Raw genomic sequence first — 24,900 nt, forward strand, 5'->3', positions numbered from 1 at the left:
ATCCTGATCTGATCGAGATGGCGAAGGCGGTGGATACCTTGATGGTGATCGTGCCCGGCGGCGCCTCGACCAACAAGATGATCAATGCCGAGGTGCTCAAGGCGCTCGGCCCGCGCGGCGTGCTGATCAACGTCGCCCGCGGCTCCGTCGTCGACGAGCCCGCGCTGGTCCAGGCCCTGAAGTCAGGCACCATCCTCGCCGCCGGGCTCGACGTGTTCGCGGCCGAGCCCAACGTGCCGGATGAGCTCAAGACCATGCAGAACGTGGTGCTGCTGCCGCATATCGGCTCGGCCTCGGTCGTCACGCGCAACGCGATGGACCAGCTCGTGGTCGATAACCTCAAGTCATGGTTCTCAGGCAAGGCGCCGCTGACGCCGGTTGCGGAAACGCCGTTCAAGGGGCGCTGATGCGAATTCTTCGGATCGTTGCATTCGCCGTCGCGGCCCACCTGGCCGCGATCGGCATCGCGCACGCGCAGGATGCGACGACCCTGAAGAAGGAGATGGTCGGGCAGTGGGAGCTCTCGACCACCGAACGCAGCAAGACCTGCGTCGTCACGATGAAGGGGGATGCGACCGCGCAGGGTTTCAAGCTCGAGCTCGAGCCGGCCTGCAAGACCGCGCTGCCTTTCACCAAGGACATCGTCGCCTGGAGCGTCAAGGGCCTCGGAGACATCGTTCGTTTGCAGGATGCGACCGGTGAATCCGTGATCGATTTCACCGAGGTCGAGGCCGGCATCTTCGAAGGCCTGCGGCAGGGCGAAGGGGTCTACATCCTGCAGGACCTCGCTGCCGCCCGCTCGATGGCCAAGTCGATGGACCAGATGATCGGCGACTGGGCCATGGTCCGCAGCAACGGCCAGCCGATCTGCGGCCTGACGCTGACCAACACGGAAGCCGACCAGGACAATTTCCAGGTCTTCCTCAAGCCGAAATGCGATGCGGCGATCGCCCAGTTCAACCCGACGCAATGGCGGCTGGAGCGCGGCCAGATCATCCTGATGTCGAAATCAGGCGAGGTCTGGCAGTTCGAGGCCGACGACAACGCGCAATGGCGACGGGTTCCCGATACGGCCGATCCCCTGATCATGCTGCGCCAATAAGCGGTTTTTCGGTCAGCAATTTTTCTGGTGTCGATTTTTCTTGGGGCTCATGTCGATCAGGTCCCAGCTCGATCGTCATCCCCTTAGCGAGCTGATCGCGCGGCCAACCGGCTGCGTCTCGCCTTATCAGGAGATTTGCATGCGCTTCATGTACATCGTCACCTCCAGCCAGCCGATGAAAGGCCCGACCCCAGCGCTGATGGAGGCCATGCAGAAGATATCCGAGCGGGAGATCAAGGCCGGCCGGATGATCGACAATGGCGGCCTGATGCCGCTTGCTTCAGGCGCACGGGTGCGGATCCTCGACGGCGAGCTCAGCGTCATCGACGGTCCCTTCATCGAGGCCAAGGAAGTGGTCGGCGGCTACGCCATTTTCGAGCTGCGCGACAAGGCGGAGGCTCTCGTCATGGCGAAGGAATTCATGCAGCTGCACCTCGATCACCTGCCGGGCTGGGACGGCACCTGCGAGCTCCGGGCGTTCGCCACGCCTGGTATCGACGGCGGCTGTGACGTCAACGCGCGGTCGAGCGTAGCCGCCCACGCGTGATGGACAGCACTGCATGCAACGGTCGGCGGCGATGACGGCCGCCGACATCGATCAGACGGTCCGTGCCACAATTCATGCAACCTGGCGCGTCGTGCAGCCGCGGCTGATCGCGACGCTGTCGCGGATGCTGCGCGACGTGCCGCTTGCGGAAGAGCTGACTCAGGATGCGCTGGTTGCGGCGCTGGAAGCCTGGCCGGCCATCGGCGTGCCCGACAATCCCGGCGCCTGGTTGATGACAACGGCAAAGCGCCGGGCGCTCGATCATCTGCGCCGCGGCAGGATGCTCGCGGACAAGCACGACATGCTGGCGCGGGACATGTTGCAGGAGCAGGAGACCGTGCCGGATTTTGACACCGCGCTCGACGACGACATCGGCGATGAATTGCTGCGTCTGATCTTCACCGCCTGTCATCCGGTGCTGTCGCGCGAGGGGCGAACGGCGCTGGCGCTGCGCATGATCTGCGGCTTGACGACGTCCGAGATCGCACGCGCCTATCTCGTGCCTGAGGCCACCATCTCCCAGCGCATCGTGCGAGCCAAGCGGACGCTATCGAATTCCGGCCTCGCCTATGAGACGCCGGGCGGCGAGGCGCTGTCGGAGCGGCTCGCTTCGGTGCTGGAGGTCGTCTATCTCATCTTCAACGAGGGCTATCTCGCCGCGCGCGGCGACGAATGGCTGCGGCCGCAGCTTTGCGAGGAGGCGCTGCGCATGGGCCGCGTGCTCGCAGGCCTCGCGCCTGATGAGCCGGAGGTTCATGGTCTCGTCGCCCTGATGGATCTGAATGCCTCGCGCACACGTGCCCGCACCGACGCGAACGGCGATCCCATCCTGCTGATGGACCAGGATCGCACACTTTGGGATTGGCTGCAGATCCGTCGTGGCCTGCGCTCGCTCGAACGAGCCGGCGAGCTCGGCGGCGGTGGGGGATTTTACGCGCTTCAGGCCGCGATCGCAGCGTGCCACGCCAGAGCGGAGTCCCCCGGAGCCACCAACTGGCAGCGCATCGCGCAGCTCTACGCTGAGCTTTCACGGCTGGTGCGTTCTCCGATCATCGAGCTCAATCGCGCGGTCGCGGTCGGCATGGCCTCGGGACCGCAAGCCGGTCTCGATGTGCTGGACGCAGTCGCAGGTACGCCGGCGCTCGCCGCCTATCACCATCTGCCGGCCGTACGCGGTGACTTCCTGCAGAAACTCGGACGGCTCGTGGAGGCACGCCAGGCATTCGAAGCCGCCGCGCAGCTTGCGACCAACGGCCGCGAGCGTGCGCTGATGCAGCGACGTGCTGCGGCGATCGAGGCCCGGAATATCTAGGTCGTCGGCTTGGGTGGCGGCGCGGTGCCCTGCGCCCATTTCTCCAGCTTGCCGAGCACGCCCCAGGCCGTGAGCGCCAGCGAGATCGGCAGCGCGAACTGGCTCAGGCCCGGCACCGCCGACGCGATCGTTCCGAACAGTCCGGCAAGACCTCCCGCATTGGGGCTTGCCGTCACCGCGGAGAGCAGCGAGGTGATGAGGGCGCCGCCGATGCCGAGCGCGGTCTTCTTGCCGTCAAGCATCTTGCCGATGGTTTCGCCAAGCGCGCCATTGACCTGACCGAGCACGGGCTTGCTGTCCTTGCTGACCAGGACGCCGAGCAGATCGAGCACCGGCTTCAACTGGTCGACGGCAGTAGGATTGGTCGGTGTGGCTGTGCCGGGCATGGGCGCGGTCTTGTTGACGAGAGAAAGTAGCCGTTCGAGCAGGCTGATCGGATCGCTGGGGGACACCGTCGGGCCTCCGGACGTCGTGCCACCTGACGGCGCGCCTCCTTGTGACATGCCGGCGCCTTGCAGCAATTGCGCGAGACCTTCCAGCCGCTTCAGAATCTGGGACAGATCGACATTTGGCGCCGGGACCGGTTGTACTCCCGCACGCGTAATGGCGGCGATCGTGGTCCCGTCGAGCAGGCCGGTGTCCTCGAGGCCGTGCTGTTGCTGAAATTGCGAGACCGCCGCCCTGGTCTTCGGCCCGCTGATGCCGTCTTCGTCGAGCGGTGGATTGGCGCCGAGCTTGTTGAGCGTCTGCTGCATCAGCAGCACGGATGCTGCCATGTCCTCGTCGGGCTCGGAACGGGGCGCGATGGATGGGCTGTCGCCGATCGTGATGGACGAATCGAGCGACATCATCGCGTGCAGGATCACTGCGGTGCCGAGCTGGGTATCGGCGTGGTTCGGATCGAAGACGTGGTCGGCGACGAATTTGCCGCCCCTTGCCTCGGGTGGTCCGTAGAGGGTCGAGCCGCCGTAGAGATAGGGCGAGTTCACGCCCTTGGCGTGATAGCCGAGGCCGTTGAAGCATTCGAGCCGGTACAGGGTGCGCGCGATACTCCAGTCCTGCGCCCCCACCAGGTTTTCGATCCTGAGCGCATCCACGGCGCCTTCGACGAACGAGGCGAACGGGCCGCGCCCTTTGGGAACGAGGCATGTCACGCGGTGCAGCGTCTCGCCGTTGCCGAGATAGGTGTCGAAATCGAAGTTCGACTCGCGATAGTGGCACAGCGCGACGAAGTACCAGGGCACGCCGGTCAGCCGCTCGACCTGCTGGTAGGTCGCCTTGCCGTTGAGGGCCTTGCGTGCCGTCGCATTGGCCTCGCCCAGGCGGGCGGGCCGGATCTGGAGATTGGCCCAGTTCCTCTCATAATCGCTCTTCAGGCTCTCGTATGACGCCATCTCCCGCTCCCGCGAATAGATAAAATATCGGTCATCGAACAAATCAGGCATGAGCCGCGCCGCTGTCAGCGGCTACGCGCTCTGGGCCTGGTTCGGCAAATGTGACAGGCCGCGGCCTGAAAGCATGTGAAATGGCTTACAACTGCAGCGCGAAAAGATGGCGTTCGAACGACGCGACCTCGGCGAAGGCAGGTGATCGCTGCATTGCAGTCCCGGAACCCGCCGGGCGGCCATCCGTTAGCAACGGAGACGGTCTGCTGAGGGATTCCCGCGATGGCCAAGCGCGTGCTTGCGATCGGCATCGAACCCGGCAATGCGGACTACAGCGCGTTTCCGCAGCTCACGCCGGCGCTCGTGCGCAATTATATCGAAGCGCAGCTGCTGCGCCTGCGTGGTCTCGGCTATGAAGTCACGAGCTGCCTGATCGATCTCGACACAGCGGCCGAGGCTGCCGTGACATCAGCGCTGCGCGACGAGCGCTTCGATTGCATCGTGATCGGCGCCGGCCTGCGCGAGCCGAAGGAGCGGCTGCTGGTGTTCGAGAAGGTGCTCAATCTCGTCCACAGCCTGGCGCCACAGGCCGCCATCTGCTTCAACACGACGCCCGCCGATACCGTTGAAGCCGTGCAGCGCTGGGTCGAGCCGTAGCTGCGGCTTTCACCCCGTAGATTGTTCTGGCCCGGAACTGCGCCAAACGCTATGACTGCCCGGTCAAACGGGAGGATTCGGGATGCTTCGACGTCTTGGAATTGCAGCATGTTTCGCAGTCGCCATGGCCGTCCCGGTCCATGATGCGATGGCGCAGGATGCTGTCGGCGGCGCCATTCTCGGCGGTGTCGGCGGAGCGATCGTGGGCGGCGCGCTTGGCGGTGGCCGTGGTGCGGCCATCGGCGCAGTCGTCGGGGCCGGCACGGGGGCAGCGATTGCCGCCGAAGGCGAACGCCGCCGCTCCGGCTATTACGCCTATCAGCGCGGCTGCTATATGCAGCGCCCGGACGGCCGCTACGTCCCGGTCGATCCGCGATACTGCTACTGAACTCATGTTGCGCCGGCGCTGCCCTGCGCGCGCCGGCGTTGCCATGTCCAATCGCTGTGCTTAGGCAGCGCTGGCCCGGCTCGCTGCCTCGCCGAGCTCGGCATTGGTGTAGGCCTTGCCGCCGATGCCCCAAAGTCCGTCCACCGCATAGACCATGTTGACGAAGATCCGCTCGCGCGGATGACGGCCTTCCGCCGCCTTGAACGCGATCTCGGTGGCCTCCTTGATGAAGCCGGCCTTTTGCCCGGCGCTCGCCAGCGCGAAGGACGGGACTTTCAGCTCGATCACGACGATGTCGCTGGACGTTCCGCCGGCGAAGGACCGGCCTTTCGAGATGGTGCTGATCTCGCCGATCACGTTCGGCGTGAGGAACGCATTGCCCGCGAGATCATGATGCTTGAGAAACGAGGCGGTCAGCTCGGCGAACATGATCTTCTCGGCGGCGGCGCTGAAGATGCCATCCGTGGCGACGACGGTGATCGGCATGATTGGAGCTCCCTTGGTGATGTGAGCGCCGCGAGCGCCGGCTGCGGTCGCGGCTTGCGATAACATTGCTATCGTTATATAACGATCGTGATCGCATTCGCACGAAAGCGCGATGCCGTCAACATTAAAATAACGACCGTTATCCAAAGGTGCGGTGATGCGATATAAATCCGGACACAAGGAAGAGGCCCGCGCGCGCATGGTCGCCGCCGCCGGCCGCGGTTTTCGCCGCCAGGGCTATGGCGGCATCGGCGTCGATGGTCTCGCCAAGGAGGCGGAGGTCACATCAGGCGCGTTCTACGGCCACTTCTCGTCCAAAGGGGAAGCCTTCAAGGCAGCACTGATCGCAGGCTTGCAAGAGCTGCGTCAGGGCGTGGAAGCGATGCGTGCCGAGCACGGCGCCAAGTGGGTCACGGCGTTCGTCGATTTCTATCTCGGCCAGAAGCGGGTCTGCGAGTTGGGCTCGAGCTGCGCCTTACAGAGTCTGGCCTCCGAAGTGCAGCGCGCGGAAGTTGGAATCAAGAGCGTGTTCGAGGCCGAAATCGAGGGCGTAGTGAACGCGGTTGCGGAGGGCTTGTCCGGCCGCTCCGCCAAGGACCGGCGCGCGCGCGCTTGGGCGCTGCTCTCGATCCTGTCCGGCGGTGTCACCATGGCGCGGGCCGTCGCCGACAAGGACGTGAGCGCTGCGATCGCGTCCGCCTGCCGTGTTGCCGCGCTCAAGGCCTGCGCAGAAACCTGATCGATTCAAGCGAGGAGCGCGAGATATGCGCCTGTCGAACTACCTCTTTTTCACGACTCAGTGCGAACAGGCACTCGCCTTCTACACGGCCTGTGGCCTCGGCCACGTCACCGACATCCTGCGTCACGGCGATCCCGGCATGCCGCTCCGGAATCCTGCGATGCGCGGCAAGATCATGCATGCGAAGTTCGAAGGCCCAGGCATCTGCTTCTACGCATCGGACAACGACGATGCCGAGCCGATGCGCGGCTCCGCCCATATCCTCATGATGGACGATCAGGAGACAACGACGGATCTGTTCGCGAGTCTCGCCGAAGGCGGCACGATCACCACGCCGCTCGGCATTCAGCCCTGGGGCGACTATTACGGCAAGCTCACCGATCGCTTCGGTGTGCAATGGATGTTGAACTGCGCGCTGCCGCGCGCGCCGGCCTGAAAGCTGTTCAGATCAGCCGCATCCCCCTCAGGCTCGCATGCCCGCTCCTGCCGACGATGATGTGGTCATGCACGGCAATCCCAAGCGGTTTGGCGATGTCGATGATCGCCTTGGTCATCTGGATATCGGCTTGTGACGGCGAGGGATCGCCTGAGGGATGATTGTGCACCAGGATGAGGGCGGTGGCCGAAAGCTCCAGCGCGCGTTTGATCACCTCCCGCGGATAGACCGGCGTGTGATCGACGGTGCCGGTCTGCTGCACCTCGTCGGCGATGAGCTGGTTGCGTTTGTCGAGGAAGAGCAGGCGGAACTGCTCCTTGTCGGCGAAGGCCATGCTGGTGCGGCAATAGGCGATCACCTCATTCCAGGACGACAGTGCGTTGCGGCTGTTGACCTCGCCCTTGGCCACGCGATGCACTGCCGCCGCAATCAGCTTGAGCTGGTTGATCGCGGCCTCACCGACGCCGTCGACCTCGCGCAACCGCGCCACCGGCGCGTGGACGACCTCGGCGAACGAGCCGAACGTCTTGATCAGCGTCTTCGCCAGCGGCTTGGTGTCGCGCCGCGGCAGCGCCGGAAACAGCGCCATCTCCAATAGCTCGTAGTCGCTGAGCGCGTCCGCGCCGGCGCTGTAGAAGCGTTCGCGCAGTCGCTCGCGGTGGCCGAGATAATGCGGCGTGTCGTCGGGCTTGCTTTTGTCGTGGTCGGCTTTGGCGGGCATCGGCCGCAGCATTGCCGCGGTTGTTCGCTTTTGCAACCGTCAATTGCGACGGGCTAGGGGCGCGGTTTCGGCGAGGGCAGGGCGACAGCAACCACCCCGGTGAGAACCAGCGTCATTCCGGCCAGAATGGACCAGGTGAGCCGCTCGCCGAGCAGCGTTGTGCCGAGCATCACCGCAAAGCCCGCCCGCAAATAACTGCCGCTGGTAGTGGCGAGCGGGCCGAGCGTGCGGATCAGCCGGAAATAGATCACCATGGCGAGTGCCGTGCAGATGACCGCGAGAGCGATCACCGCCGCGATCGCCTGCGCCGTCGGCGCCAGTGTCCAGGGTCGCTCGACGATTGCGGCCATGGGCAGCATCAGGATTGCGGCGCAACTCATGGCGCCGGCTGCCGTGACGATGGCAGGAAGGCTGGAGAACCGCTGGCCCCAGATCGGCGCAAGCGCGTAGCAGAGGCTCGCGCCGAGCACGGCGAGCTGCGCCAGTGGCGCGGCCCCTGCGCCGGCACGCGCATCGATGCCGATCGTCAGGATCACGCCGGCGAGACCTGCCGCGACGCCGATGATCTTCTGGCCGTTGATCGTGCGTCGCCCGCGCCCGGTCATCAGTGCGATCAAGAGCACGAACAGCGGCGGAGTCGCGTTGAGCACACCGGCAAGTCCGCTTGGGATTTGCGTTTCGCCCCAGCTGATCAGCGTGAAGGGCAATGTGCTCTGCAATAGACCCTGCACGAGGAGAGCCGCCCACACCGATCTCTGGCGGGGAAGGGAATGTCCCTGGCCGATCGCGATGCAGATCAGGAGCATTGCCGCGATCGTGACCCGCCCGGCGACCATGGTGAAGGGCGGTACCGTCGCGAGCGCCACCTTGATCAGCGTGAAGGAGCTGCCCCAGATCAGCGAGAGCAACACCAACAGCCCGAACTCCAGCGATAGGGTGGTCCGCTCCGAAATTGCCCGTGGTGCCTGCATGCTCATGCGATTTGCTCCGGGATCGTTCGACATCATGCTCCGGACGCGGTGGCGCGGGCTGGCTGAATTCGGACCTCATCGTCCGATCGAGTCCGATTTCGGCTACTCGGAGCATCGCGACCCAACTATGATTTCGCGATGATGAAGGGCTTTCCGCAGCCGCAAGCGTTACCACCGCATCTCGACCGCGAGACGTGCGACCGGGCACGGCTGGCGCGTGCGCGCGCATTCGATGGTCTGTTCTTTTCCGGTGTCCGCTCGACGCGGATTTACTGCCGGCCGGTCTGCCCGGTTCGCCCCGCGCGCTCGGAGAACGTCACCTTCTATCCGACTGCAGCGGCCGCCGAACGCGCCGGCTTTCGCCCATGCCTGCGTTGCCGGCCGGAAGCCGCGCCGGGCTCGCCTGCCTGGATGGGAACAGCCACGACCGTGGCGCGCGGAATGCGCCTGATTAATGATGGTTTTTTGGACCGAGACTCGATGGCGGAGCTTGCGGAAGCGCTCGGCGTGGGGCCGCGCCATCTGCTGCGTCTGTTCCTGCGCCACACCGGCGCCAGCCCCAGTGAGATCGCCGCGACCCGGCGCGTGCAGGAAGCCAAGCGCCTGATCGATCAGACTGATATGACCCTGGCCGAGATTGCCTTCGCCGCCGGTTTCGGCAGCGTGCGCCGCTTTAACGATGCGTTTGCCGCGACCTACAAACGGCCGCCATCATCGTTTCGCCGGCCGCGATAGCCTGGGCGACAAGATCACCCGATCTGCTTCTCGCCGTGCCGCTCCGATAGCGTGAAGATCTCAACGCCCGTTGCGGTGACGCCGACCGAGTGCTCGAACTGTGCCGACAGCGAGCGGTCGCGGGTGACCGCGGTCCAGCCGTCGGACAGGATCTTCACATGCGGCTTGCCGAGATTGATCATCGGCTCGATGGTGAAGAACATGCCGGGCTTGAGCTGCACGCCTTCGCCGGGCCGGCCGATATGGATGATGTTCGGCTCGTCGTGGAACATGCGCCCCAAACCATGGCCGCAGAAATCGCGCACCACGCTCATGCCCTGCGGCTCGACGAAGCTCTGGATGGCGTGGCCGATATCGCCGGTGGTGGCGCCGGGCTTTACGGCGGCAATGCCGCGCATCATCGCTTCATAGGTCACTTCGATCAGCCGCTCGGCCTTGCGGGCAATCGGGCCGACCGCATACATCCGGCTGGAATCGCCGTACCAGCCGTCGACGATGAAGGTGACGTCGATGTTGACGATGTCGCCTTCCTTCAGCGGGCGGTCGCCGGGCATGCCGTGGCAGACTACATGATTGAGCGAGGTGCAGGTCGAGTAGCGGTAGCCGCGATACATCAGCGTCGCCGGATAGGCGCCGTGGCTGAAGGCGAAGTCGCGGACAAATTCGTCGATGCGCTCGGTCGGCACACCGGGGCCGACGATGTCGGTGAGTTCGTCGAGGCACTTCGCCACCAGCGCGCCTGCCTTGCGCATGCCGGCAAAGGCGGCCGGTCCGTGCAGCTTGATCTGGCCGGTCTTGCGCAGGGAGGTATCGGTGGCTTCGACGTAGCTCATGCGGATATTGTCTTCTGGGCTTGAAAGCCCGGTTTCAGTACGGGCGGAAAGGCTTGATTTCAGGCCCTAATTTAATGATTGCCGGCCCTAGTGCAAGGCAAGCTTGCCGCCCTTGCGTCCGAAACCGGCTTAATTCGGGACTTCTACGGTGGTTTCGACCGGCAGCGCCCCGCCGCGGACGCGGATTTCGCGGACAGGGTAGGGAACCCGGATGCCCTCGCGCTTGAAGGCCTCCCACAGCGCCAGCATCACGTCGCTCTTGACGGCATCCATGCCGTCGGGATCCGCGAGCCAGAGCGTCAGCGAGAATTTCATGCCGGCTTCGGCAAATTCGGTCAGCAGGCAGTTCGGCGGCTTGCCCTTCTGCGCGCGCGGATGGGCTGAGGCGGTCTCGATTGCGAGCTTGCAGACCAGCTTCGGGTCGGCGTCGTAATTGGTGCCGAAGGTGATCTTCACCAGCGTGTTCTTGTCGGTGTAGGTCCAGTTGACGACCTTCTGCGTCACCAGATCCTCGTTGGGCACCAGGAATTCGCGGCCGTCGCCGGCGGCCACGGAAATATAGCGCGTCTTCATCGCGCTGATGCGCCCGGTATTGTCGCCGATCGTGACGAGGTCGCCCGGCTTCACTGATTTGTCGGCGAGCAGGATGATGCCGGAGATGAAGTTGGCGACGATCTTCTGCAGGCCGATACCGATACCGACGCCGACCGCGCCGGAGAACACGGCAAGCGCGGAGAGATCGATGCCGACGGTGCCGAGCGCAATGACGATTGCGACGGCAAGCAGCCCGATGCGGATGATCTTGATCAGCAGCACCTGGACCGACGGCGTCAGATCGGTCGTCGAGTTGATCTTGCTCTCGGCGAAATTGCTGGCGATGTTGGTGAGCCAGAGCGCGAAGATCAGCAATGCGCCGGCCTTCAGCACCAGGAGCGGCGTCAGCCTGAGACCGCCGAGCACGATCGCATAGGAATCGAGCAGGTCAACCGTGGCATCGAGCTGGCCGAGGATGGACAGCGCGGCGACGAACCAGGCCGCGACCGACACCAGCCTGACGAAGAACGCGTTGCGCAGTACCGAGGTCACCAGCCGGACCGCGAGCCAGGCGAGCCCCAGCTTGGCGGCGACCATCAGCAGATAGCTGCGGCTCGGCCAGGTCGCGTGATACATCACCACGCGCGAGACGATGACGAGCAGGGTGAACACCGCCGTCGAGGCGCTCGCGACCATCACGCGGGCGAAATGCCGGAGCGGCAGCGGCCAGCGCATCGCCAGCGAGCTCATGTCGACGCGGTTACGCATGGCGGCTTCGGCCGCATAGGCGATCCCGGCCGCTGCCAGAATGAGCCCGAATTGCAGGTAGAACCAGGGCGAGGCGATCTCCGCCCCGACGCTGCGCGCGGTGGTCTGCACGAACTCCATGAGGTCTTTGAGGTCCATGTCCATCGGGGCGGTCTCGTCGGGAAGAGTAGGCGGGAGGATGTGATTCGAAGGCGCCGCAGAATCCCACAAAGGCAGCGGCCGGGCCATCGATACACCGCGAAGTGAAGCGCGTTAAGGCCGCAAAATACGGTCAGATTGCCGCGAGCGGGAGAAATGGGTTGGCGCGCCGGTGCTGCGACGATAAGGATGCAATTTCAGCGAATTGTACCCGGAAGGTGGATGGCCTCCCTCGACTCCTTCAGCATCGCCATTCTGCTCGGCGCCGTCCTCGTCATGGCCGGTATCCTGTCGAGCCTGCTCGCGCTGCGCTTCGGCGCGCCATTGCTGCTGGTCTTCCTCGCGATCGGCATGCTGGCAGGCGATGCGGGCCCCGGCCAGCTCCAGTTCAACGATGTCGGCACCACCTATCTGGTCGGCTCGGTGGCGCTGGCCTTGATCCTGTTCGACGGCGGCTTGAAGACGCGCTTTGCCAGCATCCGCACCGTGCTCGCGCCCTCCGTGATGCTCGCGACCGCCGGCGTGCTGCTGACCGCGCTGATCACGGCGCCATTCGCGAAATACGCGCTCGACCTCAACTGGACGGAATCGCTGCTGGTCGGCGCGGTGGTGGCTTCGACCGATGCCGCCGCCGTGTTCCTGCTGGTGCACACCCAGGGCCTGCGTCTGCGCCCGCGTGTCGGGGCGACCCTGGAAGCGGAATCCGGCACCAACGACCCCTTCGCGATCTTCCTCACTTTGATGCTGGTCGAATACATCTCGCTGGGCGCGAGCTCGCCCGGCCATGTGGCGATGGAGTTCGTGCAGGAGGCGCTGCTGGGCGCGGTCGTCGGCGTGATCGGCGGACGTCTCGTCGTGATCGGACTGAACAAGGTCGCGCTGCCGCAGGGCCTGCACGCGCCGTTCGTCACCACGGCCGCGCTCGTCATCTTCGGCGGCTCGCAGATCATGCACGCCTCGGGCTTCCTCGCCGTCTATCTCGCCGGCATCATCATCGGCAACCGGCCGACGCGGGCGCATAACTCGGTGGTGGCGTTCCTGGATGCGGCGACCTGGCTGGCACAGATCGTGATGTTCGTGCTGCTCGGCCTTCTGGTGTCGCCGAGCCGGCTCGGCTCCAGCGTGCTGCCGGCAATCGCCGTCTCACTGGTGCTGATGCTGGTGGCGCGGCCGATCGCGGTGTTCGTGTGCCTGGCCCCCTTTCGCTTCAACTGGCGCGAAAAGATCTTCATCGCCTGGACCGGCCTGCGCGGTGCGGTCGCGATCTTCTTGGCCTCGATCCCGATGCTCGTGGGTCTCTCGAAAGCCTATCTCTATTTCGACGTCGCCTTCGTCGTCGTGATTATTTCGCTGCTGCTGCAAGGCTGGACCTTGGCACCGGCCGCGCGAAAACTGCATGTGGCGCTGCCGCGCGCCGAGCGCGGCCCGCGCCGGGTCGAGCTGGATCTGCCCGGCCAGCTCGAGCAGCAACTGGTCGGCTATCCGGTGCGGCCGAAGAGCCTCTACTTCCGTCGCGGGCTGATTCCGTCCTGGTCGAAGCCGACGCTGGTGATCCGCAACGAGCATATTTTGACACCGACGGAAGCCGAGCCGGTCGCGCCCGGCGACTACATCTATCTGTTGGCGCCGCCGGAAAAGGCCGAGGCGCTCGACCGCTTCTTCGTCGACATGCAGCCGAGCACGGCGCCCGACCCGCATCTGCTCGGCGACTTCATGGTGTCCGGCGAGCATACGCTCGCCGAGCTCGCCGAGATCTACGGCGTGAAGATCGGCGAGGACGAGGCCAAGCTGACGCTGGCCGATTATTTCGACGTCCATCTCGACCGCGCGCCGAAGGAGGGCGCCGAGCTCGCGCTCGATACCATCGTGCTGGTGGCGCGCTCGATCTCCGGCGGCCGCGTCAACGTCGTCGGCCTGCGCCTGCCGGAAGAGGACGAGACCCCGGCGCCGCTGACGCGCGGGCAAGCGCTGCGGCAGAAGCTGGCGGAGATATGGACCTCGGTGGCGGGCGTTTAGCTCCCTCATCGTCATTCCGGGGCTCGCCCCGGAATGACGGAAACCGCCACCAAATCGCCGCAACCGCCGACAATTTGCGCGGCTTCGTGACTCCTGGTTCCGGAACGCTCCGCGGCGTTGTCCGTTCTTAGCCGCGTAACGGTCAACGCAACTGACAGGAGCAATCCATGCGAAAACTCATCCTGCCCGCCATGATCGCGCTTGGCTTGGGATCAGCGGCGCCGGCCATGGCCTATGACACCGGCGACCAGGTCTCGATGCAGGTCGCGCTGGACGTCGCGACCGATCTTGGTGTGGTCACGGTCTCGGACACGAATTTCCTTGGCGATGAATGGCAGATCGAAGGTCGCGACATCAGGGGTCGCTGGATGGAGGTCGACGTCGACGCCCGGACCGGCGACGTCCGCAACGTCGATCGCGGCTGGTAGCCACAGTCACGCTGTCATTGCCCGCGAAAGCGGGCAATCCAGTATTCCAGAGACGGCGCGTGGATACGGAGAGGCCGCGGCGTACTGGATGCCCCGGTCGAGCCGGGGCATGACTGCGGTGGTTGAGGCTAGAGCGGGGCAACTCTAGCCAGCGCACTCATGTCGGCCCTCACGTCAGCACCTTCACCCCGCCGAACGACGTGACGCGGCCCTGCTTCAGCATCACGATCTGCGTCGCGAGCTGGCGCAGCTCGGCGACGTCGTGGCTGACATAGACCATGGGGACATTGGCCTCGTCGCGTAAGCGCACCAGGTAGGGCAGGATTTCGAGCTTGCGGGCCTCGTCGAGCGCGCCGAGCGGCTCGTCGAGCAGCAACAGGCGCGGCTTCGACAGCAGCGCGCGGCCGAGCGCGACACGCTGGCGTTCGCCCCCCGAAAGTTTTCCGGGGCGGCGGTCAAGCAGTGCGCCGATATCGAGCAGCTCGACCACCCGCGTGTGCTGGGCCGGATCGGACGCGAGGCGGTTCATCCGCCGGCCATAGTCGAGATTTTGCGCGACGTTGAGATGCGGAAACAACCGCGCGTCCTGGAACACATAACCGATGCGGCGGCGCCAGGTCGGCACATGAATGCCGGCAGCGGTATCGTCGACGGTCTCGCCGTCGATGACGATGGTGCCGCGGTCGGGCCGGAGCAGGCCAGCGATCATGTTGATCAGCGAGGTCTTGCCGGCGCCGGAGGCGCCGAACAGGCCGGTGACGCGGCCTTGGCTCGAGAACGAGGCTTCGAGCCGGAATTCGCCGAGCTGTTTTTCGACATCGACACGCAGCATGTCAATTCCCGTGCAGGCGCTGCGTGGCGCGGCGGGCGAACCATTCGGCGGCGATGAGCGCGCCGAGGGCGAGCACGATCGAGACGATCACCAGCCGTCCCGCGGCGGCGTCGCCGTCCGGTGTCTGGATCAGGGAATAGATCGCCGACGAAATCGTCTGGGTCTCACCGGGGATGTTGGAGACGAAGGTGATGGTAGCGCCGAACTCGCCGATCGCCTTCGCAAAGCCGAGCACCATGCCGGCGAGCACCCCGGGCAGCGCGAGCGGCAGCGTCACCGTGAAGAACACCTTGAAAGGCGCGGCGCCAAGCGTTTCGGCCGCCTGCTCGAGCTTTCGGTCGATCGCTTCGATCGACAGCCGCATCGGCCGCACCAGCAGCGGAAACGACATCACGCCGCAGGCGAGCGCAGCTCCGGTCCATCGGAATGCGAAGACGATGCCGAGATGATCGGCGAGAAAGCCGCCGACGAGGCCGCGGCGGCCGAAGGTGAGAAGCAGCAGATAACCGGTGACGACAGGCGGCAGCACCAGAGGCAGATGCACGACGGCATCCAGCACCGACTTGCCCCAAAATTCCTTGCGGGCGAGCAGCCACGCCAGGGCAATGCCGAACGGCGTTGCCACGAGCGTCGCGATGATGGCGACCCTGAGCGAGAGCAGGATCGCCCTCCATTCGGCGGGAGAGATGTCGAACACGAAAATCAGATGGCAAGAATCATGTTGTCGGGCTGATCAGGAATTTGAAGCCGTATTTTTCCAGAATGGTCTTGGCGGCGGAGGTGCGCAGGAAGGCGAGATAATCACGGGTCTCGGCCTTCGCGGTCGTGGTCGCCGCCACGGGATAGATGATCGCCGGATGCGAGTCCGCCGGGAAAGTGCCGACGATCTTCACACCGGGCTCGACCTTGGCGTCGGTGGAATAGACGATGCCGAGCGCAGCCTCGCCGCGCGCCACCAGCGTCAGCGCGGCGCGCACGCTCTCGGCCATGGCGAATTTCGGCTCGGCCGCCTGCCAGGCGCCGAGCTTTTCCAGTGCCGCCTTGGCGTACTTTCCGACCGGCACGGACTTCACATCGCCGGTGGCGATCCTGCCGTCGCCGGCGAGCTTGGCGAGGTCGAAGCCTTGCGAAATGGTGACGTTGTCGATCTTGGAATCCTTCGGCGCGATCAGCACGATGGTGTTGCCGAGCAGGTTGACTCTGGATGCCTCGTTGATGGTCTTCTTGGACACCGCATAGTCCATCCAGTCGGTGTCGGCGGAGACGAACACGTCGGCCGGCGCGCCCTGCTCGATCTGCTTGGCGAGCACCGAGCTTGCGGCATAGCTGACGCTGAACTTGACGCCGGTTTTGGCGGTGTAGGCGGCATCGGCCTCGTCGAGCGCGTTCTTCATCGACGCCGCAGCGAAGATCGTGATGGTCTTGTCCTCGGCGGCGGCCGGCGAGACGCTCGTGCCTGCGAGCAGGATGAAGGCGGTGAATAGTCCGGCAAGTCGAGACATGGATGGCGCTCCGTGCGAGCCCGCGCGCGCAGGACGCACGCGCAAACCTGGCGTTGGGTGGATCGATCGCGACGGGCGGAAGCGCTGCTCCACGTGGCCCCGCAACGGCTTACGGCCGGCGGGGAGATCGCAAGTGCGAAGATAGCAGGCTGGGGCCGGAGGTCAAAGGCGGTCGTTGATCCAGCCAATCCGCCTATTGCGCGGGCAGGATCGAAATCGAGAGCGAATTGTCCTTGGCGCCGCTGATCTGAAGCACGAACGGCTTGTCCGAGAGCTGGTATTTCATGGTCTTGCGGATGCCGTCGCAATCGGTCGCGCCGCTGAAAGCCACGGGCTTGAGGAAATGACCCTCCTGGACCAGATCGACCCAGGCGCCCGAAGACAGGCTGATCGTGTAGAGCCCGGCCTTCGCGGCCTTGATGCTGGTGAAGCCGGCAAAGGTGCCGTGTTCGGTGCCCGCTCCGGCGGCGAGGGCAGGTTCGCCTCCTGCGGCGCGACCAGCGCCAGCGTGATCGCCCCTGACGGGATCGCAGCCTGTTCGCTTCCCGAGGCCAGCTTGGCACGATCAGGTGCGGTCAGCGCGGCGCGCTCACGCTCGATCGGCCATTTGAACTTGTCGCAGCCGCTCGGCTCCTCCGCGGCAAGGGCAGAGGTCGCGCTGATCGAGAGCACGGCAAGGAGAGCGAGGATGCGCATGTCGAATTCTCATCGTTGGCCACGCGGGATGCGGGCGTGCAGTCTGTTTTTTGTCGGTGAACGGGATGCGCATCCCGGAAAAGCCGCGGGCTGACGGCCGAGCGGCGCGATCATCCTAGCGCATTGGGAGCGCGCGAACCAACCAACTCCTCGTCAACCCAAGCTCGCTTCGCGCCCCCGGGACGACGGTGGGGGTGAGGCGACAGCACTCGCTAGCGCTTCGCATCCGGCGCGTGCAGCACGGCTTTGCAGGCCGCCGGCATCTGGGCCAGCGTGATCGGCGGCTTCGGTTTCGGCGGCTCGGCGGGCGGCTTGGGATGCAGCACGCCCTCGCTGAACCAATAGGCGAAATCGGAGGGCTTGCAGCCTTCGTCCTCGGATTGCGACGGTTGGCCCTCGCATTCGCCTGATCCCGCCGGGCAGCGCATGCGGATGTGGAAATGATAGTCGTGGCCCCACCAGGGGCGGATCTTCGACAGCCAGGAGCGATCGCCCTTGGCCTCGCGGCACAGCGCCTTCTTGATCGCGGGATTGACGAAGATGCGCTGCACCGCCGGCTCCTGCGCGGCATCGCGCAACACCAGCACATGGCCTGGGGTGAACACGCGCGGATCGATGTCGAGGCGGTCTTCGCGCACCATCATCACCGCGGACATCTCCTCGCGCTCCTCGCGCGAGAGCCGATGGTCCGGCATCGGCGTCAGCCAGATGTCGGCGTCCAGACCGATCTGATGACTGGCATGGCCTGACAGCGCCGGCCCGCCGCGCGGCTGCCCGATGTCGCCGACCAGAATGCCCGGCCATCCTGCGTCCTTGTGCGCCTTGGCAGCGAGGCGCTTGATCAGCGCGATCATGTCGGGATGGCCGTAATTGCGGTTCCGCGACAGCCGCATCACTTGCCAGACGTCGCCGTTGAGCGGCATCTGCTGCGCGCCGCCGATGCAGCCTTTTACGTAAGAGCCGATGACGTGCGCCGGCCCGGCAGAAGGCAGCAGCTTGCGTGCGAACAGCTCCTTGGCAGGGGTCTTGGGGTCGTTCGGATGGGCGAGCGGCGGCAACGGCTTCGGGTTGACGCTGCCTTTGTCCTGGGCCAGCGCGCCGCCGGCAGCCAGGAGCGTCATGACAAGCAGGAGAGGGGCGATTCGGCGGGGACTCATGCTGACATCCTTATAGCCCAATGCCGCGGCAGGGTCACCGAACGATCCGGCGCCGTGGTCCGGCGGCGATTCTTAACGGCGCGATAACTCTATCCCGCATTGACCAAAATTCGTGCGCGGAACGTGAGTCGCGCGCGACCTGCATGCAAGCGATCTCTGTTCCGGAATTGATTCATGGAGACTGCGCGTTTTTGCATCTCCTCGCGCGCCGATTGCGACGCGGAGCAGGTTCGGCGCGCTTTCTCGCGCCTTGCAAACGGGCAATCAATCCGGCGCGCAGCGGCCGCTCCATACCGGCGCCGGCCCGGATTACTTTTCTTTCAGACACTTGGAGCAAGACTTGCGGCGCTGGGTGCGGCTAGGACGTGTGAAGTTGAGTTTGGGGTCCAAAGAAACAAAAAAACGAAAGCGCACCGTGCTTGCTGGAGGCGGCCGACAGCCCCGCAAGCCGCGCTTTGCACGCACGCCCCGTCCGCTCATCGAACGCGACCAGCTCGTGCAGAGCCGTGCGGAGGCTGACGCTGCCATCGCGGAGGCGCGCAAATCGCACGAGCGGCTGCGCCAGGCCGTCGACCTCTTGCCGCAAGGCATCGTCATTCTGGATCCCGAAGGTCGCTACGTCCTCTGGAACAAGCAATATTCCGAGATCTACAGCAAGACCGCCGACCTGTTTCAGGAAGGCGCGCGCCTCGAGGACACGCTGCGCGTCGGCGTCGCCCGCGGTGACTATCCGGAGGCCGCCGGCCACGAGGACGAATGGATCGCCGCCCGGTTGAAGAAGCTCTACGAGCCCGGCAAGCGCCACGAGCAGACGCTGTCCGACGGCCGCGTCATCCTGATCGAGGAACGCCGCACCGATGACGGCGGCGTGGTCGGCCTGCGGGTCGACATCACCGAATTGAAGCAGCGCGAGGCTTCGTTCCGCCTGCTGTTCGACGGCAATCCCGTTCCCATGATCATCTGTGCGCTGGACGACGAGCGCATCCTCGGCGTCAACGATGCCGCGATCGCACATTACGGCTATGGCCGTGCCGAGTTCCAGCGGCTGAAGATCCGCTCTCTGCAGGCCTTCGACAGCGAGCCGCCCTGGACCGTCGATCGCTCCGGCGAGGAGCAGGCCGGCCGCACCTGGAAGCACGTCAAGGCCGACGGCGCGCTGATCGATCTTGCGATCTATTCCCGCGAACTGACCTACGACGAACAGCCCGCGGTGCTGCTGGCGCTGATGGACATCACCGAACGCAAGCGCGCCGAGGCGCGGCTCGCCTTCATGGCTCAGCACGACGCGCTGACCGGGCTGCCGAACCGCAACAAGTTGCGCCAGGCCATGGACGAGATGCTGCTGCACACGCGCCGCAGCCCCGAAAAGGCTGCGGTGCTGATGCTCGGGCTCGACAAGTTCAAGTCGGTCAACGACACGCTGGGTCATGCGGTCGGCGACAAGCTGCTGCGCGGCGTCGCCAAGCGCCTGCGCTCGACCTTGCGTGAGGAGGACATGCTGGCGCGGCTGAACTCCGACGAGTTCGCGGTCGTGCAAAGCGGCCTGACGCGGCCCGAAGACGCCGTGGGCCTCGCCAAGCGCCTGCTCGAAGCCATCGCCGATCCCTATCTGCTCGACGGCCATTCCGTGGTGATCGGCGCCTCCATCGGCATCGCGATGTCCCCCGGCGACGGCGAGGAGTCCGAAAAGCTGCTCAAGAGCGCCGGCATGGCGCTGTCACGCGCCAAATCCGACGCGCGCGGCAGCTTCGCCTTCTTCGAGGCCGCGCTGGATGCAAAAGCGCAGAGCCGCCGCAAGATCGAGGTCGAGCTGCGCGATGCGATCCAGAACGACGTGCTGCGGCCGTATTACCAGCCGCTGATCGACCTCTCCAGCGGCCGCATCACCGGCTTCGAGGCGCTGGTCCGCTGGCCGCATGCCGAGCGCGGCATGGTCTCGCCGGCCGAATTCATCCCGGTCGCGGAAGAAACCGGCCTGATCAATCCGCTCGGCGGCCTGATGCTGCGCCGCGCCTGCCTCGACGCGGCGACCTGGCCCGATGACGTCCGCGTTGCCGTCAACCTGTCGCCGCTCCAGTTCCGCAGCGGCAATCTGCTCTCGATGGTGACGGACGCGCTGAAACATTCCGGCCTGCCGCCGCGCCGGCTCGAGCTCGAGATCACCGAGACGCTGCTGCTCGAGAAGAGCTCGCAGGTGCTGGCGACGCTGCATGCGCTGCGCGCCCTTGGCGTGCGCATCTCGATGGACGATTTCGGCACCGGCTATTCCAGCCTGAGCTATTTGCGCAGCTTCCCCTTCGACAAGATCAAGATCGACCAGTCCTTCGTGCGCGACCTGGGGGCCAACCGCGAAGCCCAGGCGATCATCCGCTCCATCGTCAGCCTCGGCAAGGGCCTCGGGGTCATCATCACCGCCGAGGGCGTCGAGACCGAAGCCGAGCTGAGCTGCCTCCGCACCGAAGGCTGCGACGAGGGCCAGGGTTTTCTGTTCAGCAAGGCGCGGCCGAACGCCGAGATCATCAGCCTGCTGGCGGCGCAGCGCGGCATCGATGCCGCGGACGAGGACGCCGCACTGGTGGCGTGACGTCAGGGACGCGCCGCTCTCTCGATGAACCTCTCCCGCTTGCGGGAGAGGTCGGCGCGAAGCGCCGGGTGAGGGTTCTCTCCTCTGGGCGAGTCTTTTGTTGTCGAGACACCCTCTCCCCAACCTTTCCCTGCAAGCGGGGGAGGGAGCGCAGCGTCATCGCGCCTCCCGTTCAACGTTCCCCGCCAAAATTATCCTCCCCACATCCTCAAAATGCGTATCGCGTGCCTGGATCTGCTGGGTGATCGCATGCATGTCGCGAAACCGCCGCTCGAACGGATTGCTCCGGAAGACGGCGGTCGCGCCGGCCATATGGTAGGCCGCGTCGACGACCTTGGCCGATTGCTGGATGGTCCAGGTCGCGGCGAGCCTGACAGCGCTGCGATGCGCCGGGCTGAACATGCCTGTGGCCGAGAGGTCGCGCCACATCGCATGCGCGGTCGCATAGAGGTAGGCGCGCGCGGCGCGCAGGTCGCCCTCGGTCCGGCCGATCAGGCCCTGCACCGCCCCGTTGTCGCGCATCGCACTGGCCGCCAATGACTGGTGCTTGGCGCGCGCCAATGCGATCGCCGCATCCAGCGTCGCGCGCGCGATGCCCAGCGAGACCGCGGCAAAGCCGAGGCTGAAGGTCGAGCCGGTGGGCAGGCGATAGAGCGGGCCGCTCTCGCGCAAGGCCTCGGGCACGTCGCGGAACACGGCAAAGCGCTCGGGGATGAAGAGGTCTCTCACCTCGTAGGAATCGGTGCCGGTGCCGGCAAGGCCGATCGCCTGCCAGACGTCGTGCAGCACGGCGCTTGCGAGCGGGAACATGATCGTGCGCAGCTCCGGCGACCCATCCGCATTCTTCCTCGGCCCACCATCAGCGTCGACGATGCGGACATGTGCGCCGAGCCAGCTCGCCTGCCGCGCGCCCGAGGCGAAGTCCCAGCGCCCCGTGACGCGGTAGCCACCCTCGACCGCGCGCGCCTCATGCGCCACCGCGCCCCAGGCGAGGATGCCGGGCGCGGTGTTGAAGATCTCGCGTGCGGTATCGTGGTCGAGCGCGGCCGCGATCATCGCGCAGACGCTGCATTGGCCGAGACACCAGGCCGTCGACGCATCGGCCTTTGCGATCTCCTCCAGCATCTGCATGAAGATTTCCGGCGGCGCTTCCGATCCGCCAAGGCTGCGCGGCAGCAGCGCGCGGTAGAGCCCGTTTTCGATCAGTGCGCCCACGACAACAGGCGTCAGCCGCCGCGTCCGCTCGATCTCGTCGGCCTCGCGTGCAACCAGCGGCGCGACGGCCTGCGCCCGCGCGACGAGATCAATTCCGGCGATTCCGTCCATGTTTCCTCGCCCATTCTGCCGTGAGCGGTAGAGTGAGGCGATGGTGGTCTATTTCACAAACCCAATCAAGCGTCCGCGAACGGTCCTGCGCGGGCACATCGAGCGCGCGTTCCATGATGATGGTGCGCCATAGTCCATGTCGGCAGCGTCGTCGGCAAGCGCGGCCCGGATCGTGCAGTCCATCCGTCGCTCCTGATCAGCTTGTCGCGCCATCGGGATCAATGCTACCTTTGATAGCATATCTCCGTCCGAGGGGCGCGTCGTGAAGAAGTCAGCCCGCAATGCGACGGGGCCAGCCGAGCTGCAGCTCGCGGATGCGTCGATGAGCGACATCATCGACGCTCTCGCCGGCGGGCGCGTCACCGCAACCGCGCTGACCAAGGCCTATCTGGCGCGCATCGCGGCCTATGACCGCGGCGGGCCGATGCTGAACTCCGTCCGCGCGCTCAATCCGGATGCGCTCGCGATCGCTGGCAAGCTCGACGGCACGAAGCCATCGGCCGGTCGCCCGCTGGCGGGCGTGCCCATTCTGGTGACATCGCGACGTCGGACAAGCAGCCGACCACGGCCGGCTCGCTGGCGCTGGAAGGCGCGCGTGCGAGGCGCGAGGCCACTGTCATCAAGCTGCTGCGCAAGGCTGGCGCGGTGATCCTCGGCAAGGCGAACTTGACCGAGTTCGCCAACATCCTCGCGATCGAGATGCCCTCGGGGTACTCGTCGCTGGGCGGTCAGGTGAAGAATCCTTTCGTGCCTGATCTGGTCGACGATCGCGGCATCCCGATCGTGGACCCAGGCGGATCGAGCTCGGGTTCGGCCGTGGCCGTAGCAGCCGGCCTGTGTGCGGCCTCGATCGGCACGGAGACCTCGGGCTCACTGCTGCATCCGGCCAGCCGGAATGGCCTCGTCACCGTAAAGCCGACGGTCGGGCTGATCAGCCGTGCCGGCATCGTGCCGATCGCGCACAGTCAGGACACCGCGGGGCCGATGACGCGGAGCGTCCGCGACGCCGCGCTGCTGCTCAACGTGCTGGCGGCGAAGGATCCGCGCGACCCCGCGACGGAGCGGCAGCACCGGCCGGCCGATTACACGGCCGATCTTGCACGCGATGCAATGAAGGGGGTGCGCATCGGCGTGCCGAGCGATCCCGCCGATCGGCTGAACGACTGCTACTACGGGAAGCTGTCACCCGACGGGGCCAGGCTGATGGCCCGCGTCATCGAGGTGCTGGAGCATCTGGGCGCCGTCATCGTGCGCGCCAACATGCCGACGCGTGGTTGGCTTGCCGGGCCGGGCACCGGCATGGCGGTACTCAACCGCAATCCGCTGAGCAAGAACAAGGGCAACCCGACCGGCGCGCCGATCGTGTTTCTCTACGAGCTGAAATACGGTCTCAATCTTTATCTCAAGGATTGGGCTACCCACACCGATGTCAAGACGATGACCGACATCATCGCCTTCAATGCGGCGAATGCGAAAGATGCATTACGTTTCGGCCAGGATCTGTTTCTCGCCGCCGACCTCACGAAAGGGAACCTAAGTGAGCGCGAATACAAATCCGCACGCGCTATGGATTTGCTCGCGGCCAGAACGCACGGCATGGACGCCTACATGAATCGGCACAAGCTGGATGCCGTCCTGTTCCCCGGCGCGATGGGCGCAGCGATTGCAGCCAAAGCAGGCTATCCCAGTGTCATGGTGCCGTGTGGCCTCGTCTCCGGGGTCGATGGCAAGGACACGCCGGACTATCCGCTCGGCGTCACCTTCGCAGGGAGAGCCTGGAGCGAGCACAAGCTGCTGCGTCTGGCTTACGCCTATGAGCAGGCCTCGAACATGCGCAAGGCTCCGCCCGGCCTGCCGGCGCTGGAGGCTGTTTAAGGCGTTGAATCAAGCTGCGGGCTGCTCTGTCCCAGCCGGGGCTCCGTGCCCGCCAGCAGACGGCCGATATTGGCGCGGTGGCGCATGATCACGTAGAGGCCGCCTGCAATCACCAGCAGCCGATACGGCAGCGGGTGCGCCAAGCCGAAGACGAGAACGACGGCCGTCATCGCCGCGAGCATCGAGCTGAGCGAGACGATGCGCCTGATCGCCAGCACGAGCCCGAACACAGCCGCCGTCCCCAGCCCCACCGGCCATGACATCGCCAGCACCACGCCGAGCCCGGTCGCCGCCGATTTGCCGCCCGTAAAATTCAGCCAGATCGAGCGTCCATGGCCGAGCAGCGCGGCAATGCCGGCGAGGCACACCATCCATGGCACCCAGACTTGCAATTCGGCCGCTGTCGGCGGCGTCGGCGATAGCTGGCTCGCGAGCCAGGGACAAAACCAGCGGGCGACGAGGACGGCAGCCGCGCCCTTCAGCACATCGATGACCAGCACCGCCAACGCAGGCCATTTGCCGAGCGTCCGCAACACATTCGTCGCCCCGGTCGACATGGAGCCGTGCTCGCGGATGTCGATTCCTTGAAGCAGTTTTCCTGCCAGATAGCCCGTCGGGATCGAGCCAAGGAGATAGGAGATCATCAATCCGACTGCGCCCGCGGTCCAGAAGGCCATGGTTTCGATTCCAGTATCCGGTCAGCCGTATTCTTATCGCCAACCTTGCCTGACC

General features: G+C 65.5%; 26 protein-coding genes and 1 pseudogene. 14 read left to right on the top strand and 13 right to left on the bottom strand.

Annotated elements, in window-relative coordinates:
- From IF809_RS32235 to IF809_RS32250, 4 genes are all read left to right on the top strand, one after another.
- On the top strand, nucleotides 1-407 hold a 407-nt coding region (locus tag IF809_RS32235; RefSeq protein ID WP_462839549.1), incomplete at its 5' end, for an NAD(P)-dependent oxidoreductase.
- Complete coding sequence (locus IF809_RS32240) at nucleotides 407-1,102, top strand: AprI/Inh family metalloprotease inhibitor (protein ID WP_453981573.1); 696 nt, start codon at nucleotides 407-409, stop codon at nucleotides 1,100-1,102. The genes IF809_RS32235 and IF809_RS32240, both read left to right, overlap by 1 nt.
- 139 nt (nucleotides 1,103-1,241) lie before the next feature.
- Nucleotides 1,242-1,649, top strand: coding sequence for a YciI family protein (locus tag IF809_RS32245; RefSeq protein WP_128969128.1), 408 nt, complete (start codon nucleotides 1,242-1,244; stop codon nucleotides 1,647-1,649).
- A gap of 31 nt (nucleotides 1,650-1,680) precedes the next feature.
- A complete protein-coding gene (locus IF809_RS32250) occupies nucleotides 1,681-2,961 on the top strand; it encodes an RNA polymerase sigma factor (protein WP_462839566.1) in 1,281 nt (426 codons plus the stop codon).
- On the opposite strand, the gene IF809_RS32255 is transcribed toward IF809_RS32250, so the two are convergent.
- On the bottom strand, nucleotides 2,958-4,355 hold the full coding sequence (locus IF809_RS32255) for a peptidoglycan-binding protein (protein ID WP_462839550.1): 1,398 nt from the start codon (nucleotides 4,353-4,355) through the stop codon (nucleotides 2,958-2,960). The two genes, IF809_RS32250 and IF809_RS32255, sit on opposite strands and share 4 nt — an antisense overlap.
- A gap of 273 nt (nucleotides 4,356-4,628) precedes the next feature.
- Between IF809_RS32255 and IF809_RS32260 the strand changes: the two genes are divergently transcribed.
- Both IF809_RS32260 and IF809_RS32265 read left to right on the top strand, forming a co-directional pair.
- Nucleotides 4,629-5,003, top strand: coding sequence for a hypothetical protein (locus IF809_RS32260; protein WP_128963724.1), 375 nt, complete (start codon nucleotides 4,629-4,631; stop codon nucleotides 5,001-5,003).
- Between the two features lie 82 nt (nucleotides 5,004-5,085).
- On the top strand, nucleotides 5,086-5,391 hold the full coding sequence (locus IF809_RS32265) for a hypothetical protein (RefSeq protein WP_128963725.1): 306 nt from the start codon (nucleotides 5,086-5,088) through the stop codon (nucleotides 5,389-5,391).
- Nucleotides 5,392-5,451: 60 nt separating this feature from the next.
- Here IF809_RS32265 and IF809_RS32270 read toward each other — a convergent pair whose 3' ends face one another.
- Nucleotides 5,452-5,877, bottom strand: coding sequence for a Tautomerase enzyme (locus tag IF809_RS32270; RefSeq protein ID WP_462839551.1), 426 nt, complete (start codon nucleotides 5,875-5,877; stop codon nucleotides 5,452-5,454).
- A gap of 157 nt (nucleotides 5,878-6,034) precedes the next feature.
- Between IF809_RS32270 and IF809_RS32275 the strand changes: the two genes are divergently transcribed.
- Nucleotides 6,035-6,616, top strand: coding sequence for a TetR/AcrR family transcriptional regulator (locus tag IF809_RS32275; RefSeq protein ID WP_462839552.1), 582 nt, complete (start codon nucleotides 6,035-6,037; stop codon nucleotides 6,614-6,616).
- Between the two features lie 25 nt (nucleotides 6,617-6,641).
- The gene (locus tag IF809_RS32280; protein WP_453981580.1) at nucleotides 6,642-7,052 is read left to right on the top strand and encodes a VOC family protein; all 411 of its coding nucleotides are present in this window, start codon (nucleotides 6,642-6,644) and stop codon (nucleotides 7,050-7,052) included.
- Nucleotides 7,053-7,059: 7 nt separating this feature from the next.
- Here the strand turns inward: IF809_RS32280 and radC are convergent, their stop codons facing one another.
- Together radC and IF809_RS32290 are read right to left on the bottom strand one after the other, a co-directional pair.
- On the bottom strand, nucleotides 7,060-7,773 hold the full coding sequence (gene radC / locus IF809_RS32285; RefSeq protein ID WP_128963729.1) for a RadC family protein: 714 nt from the start codon (nucleotides 7,771-7,773) through the stop codon (nucleotides 7,060-7,062).
- A 53-nt stretch (nucleotides 7,774-7,826) separates the two neighbouring features.
- Nucleotides 7,827-8,750: a DMT family transporter gene (locus tag IF809_RS32290; protein WP_128963730.1), complete on the bottom strand. Its 924-nt coding sequence runs from the start codon at nucleotides 8,748-8,750 to the stop codon at nucleotides 7,827-7,829.
- 132 nt (nucleotides 8,751-8,882) lie between these two features.
- Here IF809_RS32290 and IF809_RS32295 point away from each other — a divergent pair, with 132 nt between their 5' ends.
- A complete protein-coding gene (locus IF809_RS32295) occupies nucleotides 8,883-9,479 on the top strand; it encodes a bifunctional transcriptional activator/DNA repair enzyme AdaA (RefSeq protein WP_128963731.1) in 597 nt (198 codons plus the stop codon).
- Between the two features lie 14 nt (nucleotides 9,480-9,493).
- On the opposite strand, the gene map is transcribed toward IF809_RS32295, so the two are convergent.
- Together map and IF809_RS32305 are read right to left on the bottom strand one after the other, a co-directional pair.
- On the bottom strand, nucleotides 9,494-10,312 hold the full coding sequence (gene map / locus IF809_RS32300; protein WP_092292883.1) for a type I methionyl aminopeptidase: 819 nt from the start codon (nucleotides 10,310-10,312) through the stop codon (nucleotides 9,494-9,496).
- 129 nt (nucleotides 10,313-10,441) lie between these two features.
- Nucleotides 10,442-11,758 (bottom strand): mechanosensitive ion channel family protein, encoded by a 1,317-nt coding sequence (locus IF809_RS32305; protein ID WP_164938416.1) that lies wholly within the window; start codon nucleotides 11,756-11,758, stop codon nucleotides 10,442-10,444.
- A gap of 216 nt (nucleotides 11,759-11,974) precedes the next feature.
- Here IF809_RS32305 and IF809_RS32310 point away from each other — a divergent pair, with 216 nt between their 5' ends.
- Together IF809_RS32310 and IF809_RS32315 are read left to right on the top strand one after the other, a co-directional pair.
- Entirely contained in the window at nucleotides 11,975-13,768 is a 1,794-nt protein-coding gene (locus IF809_RS32310; protein ID WP_453981585.1) for a potassium/proton antiporter, read from the top strand.
- A 167-nt stretch (nucleotides 13,769-13,935) separates the two neighbouring features.
- Nucleotides 13,936-14,196: a PepSY domain-containing protein gene (locus tag IF809_RS32315; protein ID WP_128963733.1), complete on the top strand. Its 261-nt coding sequence runs from the start codon at nucleotides 13,936-13,938 to the stop codon at nucleotides 14,194-14,196.
- Nucleotides 14,197-14,365: 169 nt separating this feature from the next.
- Here the strand turns inward: IF809_RS32315 and modC are convergent, their stop codons facing one another.
- From modC to mepA, 5 genes and pseudogenes are all read right to left on the bottom strand, one after another.
- Entirely contained in the window at nucleotides 14,366-15,028 is a 663-nt protein-coding gene (gene modC / locus IF809_RS32320) for a molybdenum ABC transporter ATP-binding protein (RefSeq protein ID WP_128963734.1), read from the bottom strand.
- A 1-nt stretch (nucleotide 15,029) separates the two neighbouring features.
- Nucleotides 15,030-15,725, bottom strand: coding sequence for a molybdate ABC transporter permease subunit (gene modB, locus IF809_RS32325; RefSeq protein ID WP_462839553.1), 696 nt, complete (start codon nucleotides 15,723-15,725; stop codon nucleotides 15,030-15,032).
- A 19-nt stretch (nucleotides 15,726-15,744) separates the two neighbouring features.
- Entirely contained in the window at nucleotides 15,745-16,530 is a 786-nt protein-coding gene (modA, locus tag IF809_RS32330; protein ID WP_462839554.1) for a molybdate ABC transporter substrate-binding protein, read from the bottom strand.
- Between the two features lie 193 nt (nucleotides 16,531-16,723).
- A pseudogene (locus IF809_RS32335) lies at nucleotides 16,724-17,226 on the bottom strand (hypothetical protein).
- 212 nt (nucleotides 17,227-17,438) lie between these two features.
- Nucleotides 17,439-18,383, bottom strand: a complete 945-nt coding sequence (gene mepA / locus IF809_RS32340) for a penicillin-insensitive murein endopeptidase (RefSeq protein ID WP_453981588.1) — start codon at nucleotides 18,381-18,383, stop codon at nucleotides 17,439-17,441.
- A 415-nt stretch (nucleotides 18,384-18,798) separates the two neighbouring features.
- Between mepA and IF809_RS32345 the strand changes: the two genes are divergently transcribed.
- On the top strand, nucleotides 18,799-20,967 hold the full coding sequence (locus tag IF809_RS32345; protein ID WP_462839555.1) for a putative bifunctional diguanylate cyclase/phosphodiesterase: 2,169 nt from the start codon (nucleotides 18,799-18,801) through the stop codon (nucleotides 20,965-20,967).
- A 156-nt stretch (nucleotides 20,968-21,123) separates the two neighbouring features.
- Here the strand turns inward: IF809_RS32345 and IF809_RS32350 are convergent, their stop codons facing one another.
- On the bottom strand, nucleotides 21,124-22,293 hold the full coding sequence (locus IF809_RS32350; RefSeq protein ID WP_462839556.1) for an acyl-CoA dehydrogenase family protein: 1,170 nt from the start codon (nucleotides 22,291-22,293) through the stop codon (nucleotides 21,124-21,126).
- Nucleotides 22,294-22,555: 262 nt separating this feature from the next.
- Here IF809_RS32350 and IF809_RS32355 point away from each other — a divergent pair, with 262 nt between their 5' ends.
- Together IF809_RS32355 and IF809_RS32360 are read left to right on the top strand one after the other, a co-directional pair.
- Nucleotides 22,556-22,942: a hypothetical protein gene (locus tag IF809_RS32355; RefSeq protein WP_462839557.1), complete on the top strand. Its 387-nt coding sequence runs from the start codon at nucleotides 22,556-22,558 to the stop codon at nucleotides 22,940-22,942.
- Nucleotides 22,876-24,168 (top strand): amidase family protein, encoded by a 1,293-nt coding sequence (locus tag IF809_RS32360; protein ID WP_462839567.1) that lies wholly within the window; start codon nucleotides 22,876-22,878, stop codon nucleotides 24,166-24,168. Before IF809_RS32355 ends, IF809_RS32360 begins: the two co-directional genes overlap by 67 nt.
- Here IF809_RS32360 and plsY read toward each other — a convergent pair.
- Nucleotides 24,165-24,845 (bottom strand): glycerol-3-phosphate 1-O-acyltransferase PlsY, encoded by a 681-nt coding sequence (gene plsY, locus IF809_RS32365; RefSeq protein ID WP_462839558.1) that lies wholly within the window; start codon nucleotides 24,843-24,845, stop codon nucleotides 24,165-24,167. The genes IF809_RS32360 and plsY overlap by 4 nt on opposite strands.
- Nucleotides 24,846-24,900 lie beyond the last annotated feature (55 nt).

The organism is Bradyrhizobium sp. UFLA06-24 (assembly GCF_054967145.1).

Bases quoted from the DNA above. Each gene is read 5' to 3' on its own strand.
- IF809_RS32240 (WP_453981573.1), top strand. From the start codon at position 407: ATGCGAATTCTTCGGATCGTTGCATTCGCCGTCGCGGCCCACCTGGCC.
- IF809_RS32245 (WP_128969128.1), top strand. From the start codon at position 1,242: ATGCGCTTCATGTACATCGTCACCTCCAGCCAGCCGATGAAAGGCCCG.
- IF809_RS32250 (WP_462839566.1), top strand. From the start codon at position 1,681: ATGACGGCCGCCGACATCGATCAGACGGTCCGTGCCACAATTCATGCA.
- IF809_RS32255 (WP_462839550.1), bottom strand. From the start codon at position 4,355: ATGGCGTCATACGAGAGCCTGAAGAGCGATTATGAGAGGAACTGGGCC.
- IF809_RS32260 (WP_128963724.1), top strand. From the start codon at position 4,629: ATGGCCAAGCGCGTGCTTGCGATCGGCATCGAACCCGGCAATGCGGAC.
- IF809_RS32265 (WP_128963725.1), top strand. From the start codon at position 5,086: ATGCTTCGACGTCTTGGAATTGCAGCATGTTTCGCAGTCGCCATGGCC.
- IF809_RS32270 (WP_462839551.1), bottom strand. From the start codon at position 5,877: ATGCCGATCACCGTCGTCGCCACGGATGGCATCTTCAGCGCCGCCGCC.
- IF809_RS32275 (WP_462839552.1), top strand. From the start codon at position 6,035: ATGCGATATAAATCCGGACACAAGGAAGAGGCCCGCGCGCGCATGGTC.
- IF809_RS32280 (WP_453981580.1), top strand. From the start codon at position 6,642: ATGCGCCTGTCGAACTACCTCTTTTTCACGACTCAGTGCGAACAGGCA.
- radC (WP_128963729.1), bottom strand. From the start codon at position 7,773: ATGCCCGCCAAAGCCGACCACGACAAAAGCAAGCCCGACGACACGCCG.
- IF809_RS32290 (WP_128963730.1), bottom strand. From the start codon at position 8,750: ATGAGCATGCAGGCACCACGGGCAATTTCGGAGCGGACCACCCTATCG.
- IF809_RS32295 (WP_128963731.1), top strand. From the start codon at position 8,883: ATGATGAAGGGCTTTCCGCAGCCGCAAGCGTTACCACCGCATCTCGAC.
- map (WP_092292883.1), bottom strand. From the start codon at position 10,312: ATGAGCTACGTCGAAGCCACCGATACCTCCCTGCGCAAGACCGGCCAG.
- IF809_RS32305 (WP_164938416.1), bottom strand. From the start codon at position 11,758: ATGGACATGGACCTCAAAGACCTCATGGAGTTCGTGCAGACCACCGCG.
- IF809_RS32310 (WP_453981585.1), top strand. From the start codon at position 11,975: ATGGCCTCCCTCGACTCCTTCAGCATCGCCATTCTGCTCGGCGCCGTC.
- IF809_RS32315 (WP_128963733.1), top strand. From the start codon at position 13,936: ATGCGAAAACTCATCCTGCCCGCCATGATCGCGCTTGGCTTGGGATCA.
- modC (WP_128963734.1), bottom strand. From the start codon at position 15,028: ATGCTGCGTGTCGATGTCGAAAAACAGCTCGGCGAATTCCGGCTCGAA.
- modA (WP_462839554.1), bottom strand. From the start codon at position 16,530: ATGTCTCGACTTGCCGGACTATTCACCGCCTTCATCCTGCTCGCAGGC.
- mepA (WP_453981588.1), bottom strand. From the start codon at position 18,383: ATGAGTCCCCGCCGAATCGCCCCTCTCCTGCTTGTCATGACGCTCCTG.
- IF809_RS32350 (WP_462839556.1), bottom strand. From the start codon at position 22,293: ATGGACGGAATCGCCGGAATTGATCTCGTCGCGCGGGCGCAGGCCGTC.
- plsY (WP_462839558.1), bottom strand. From the start codon at position 24,845: ATGGCCTTCTGGACCGCGGGCGCAGTCGGATTGATGATCTCCTATCTC.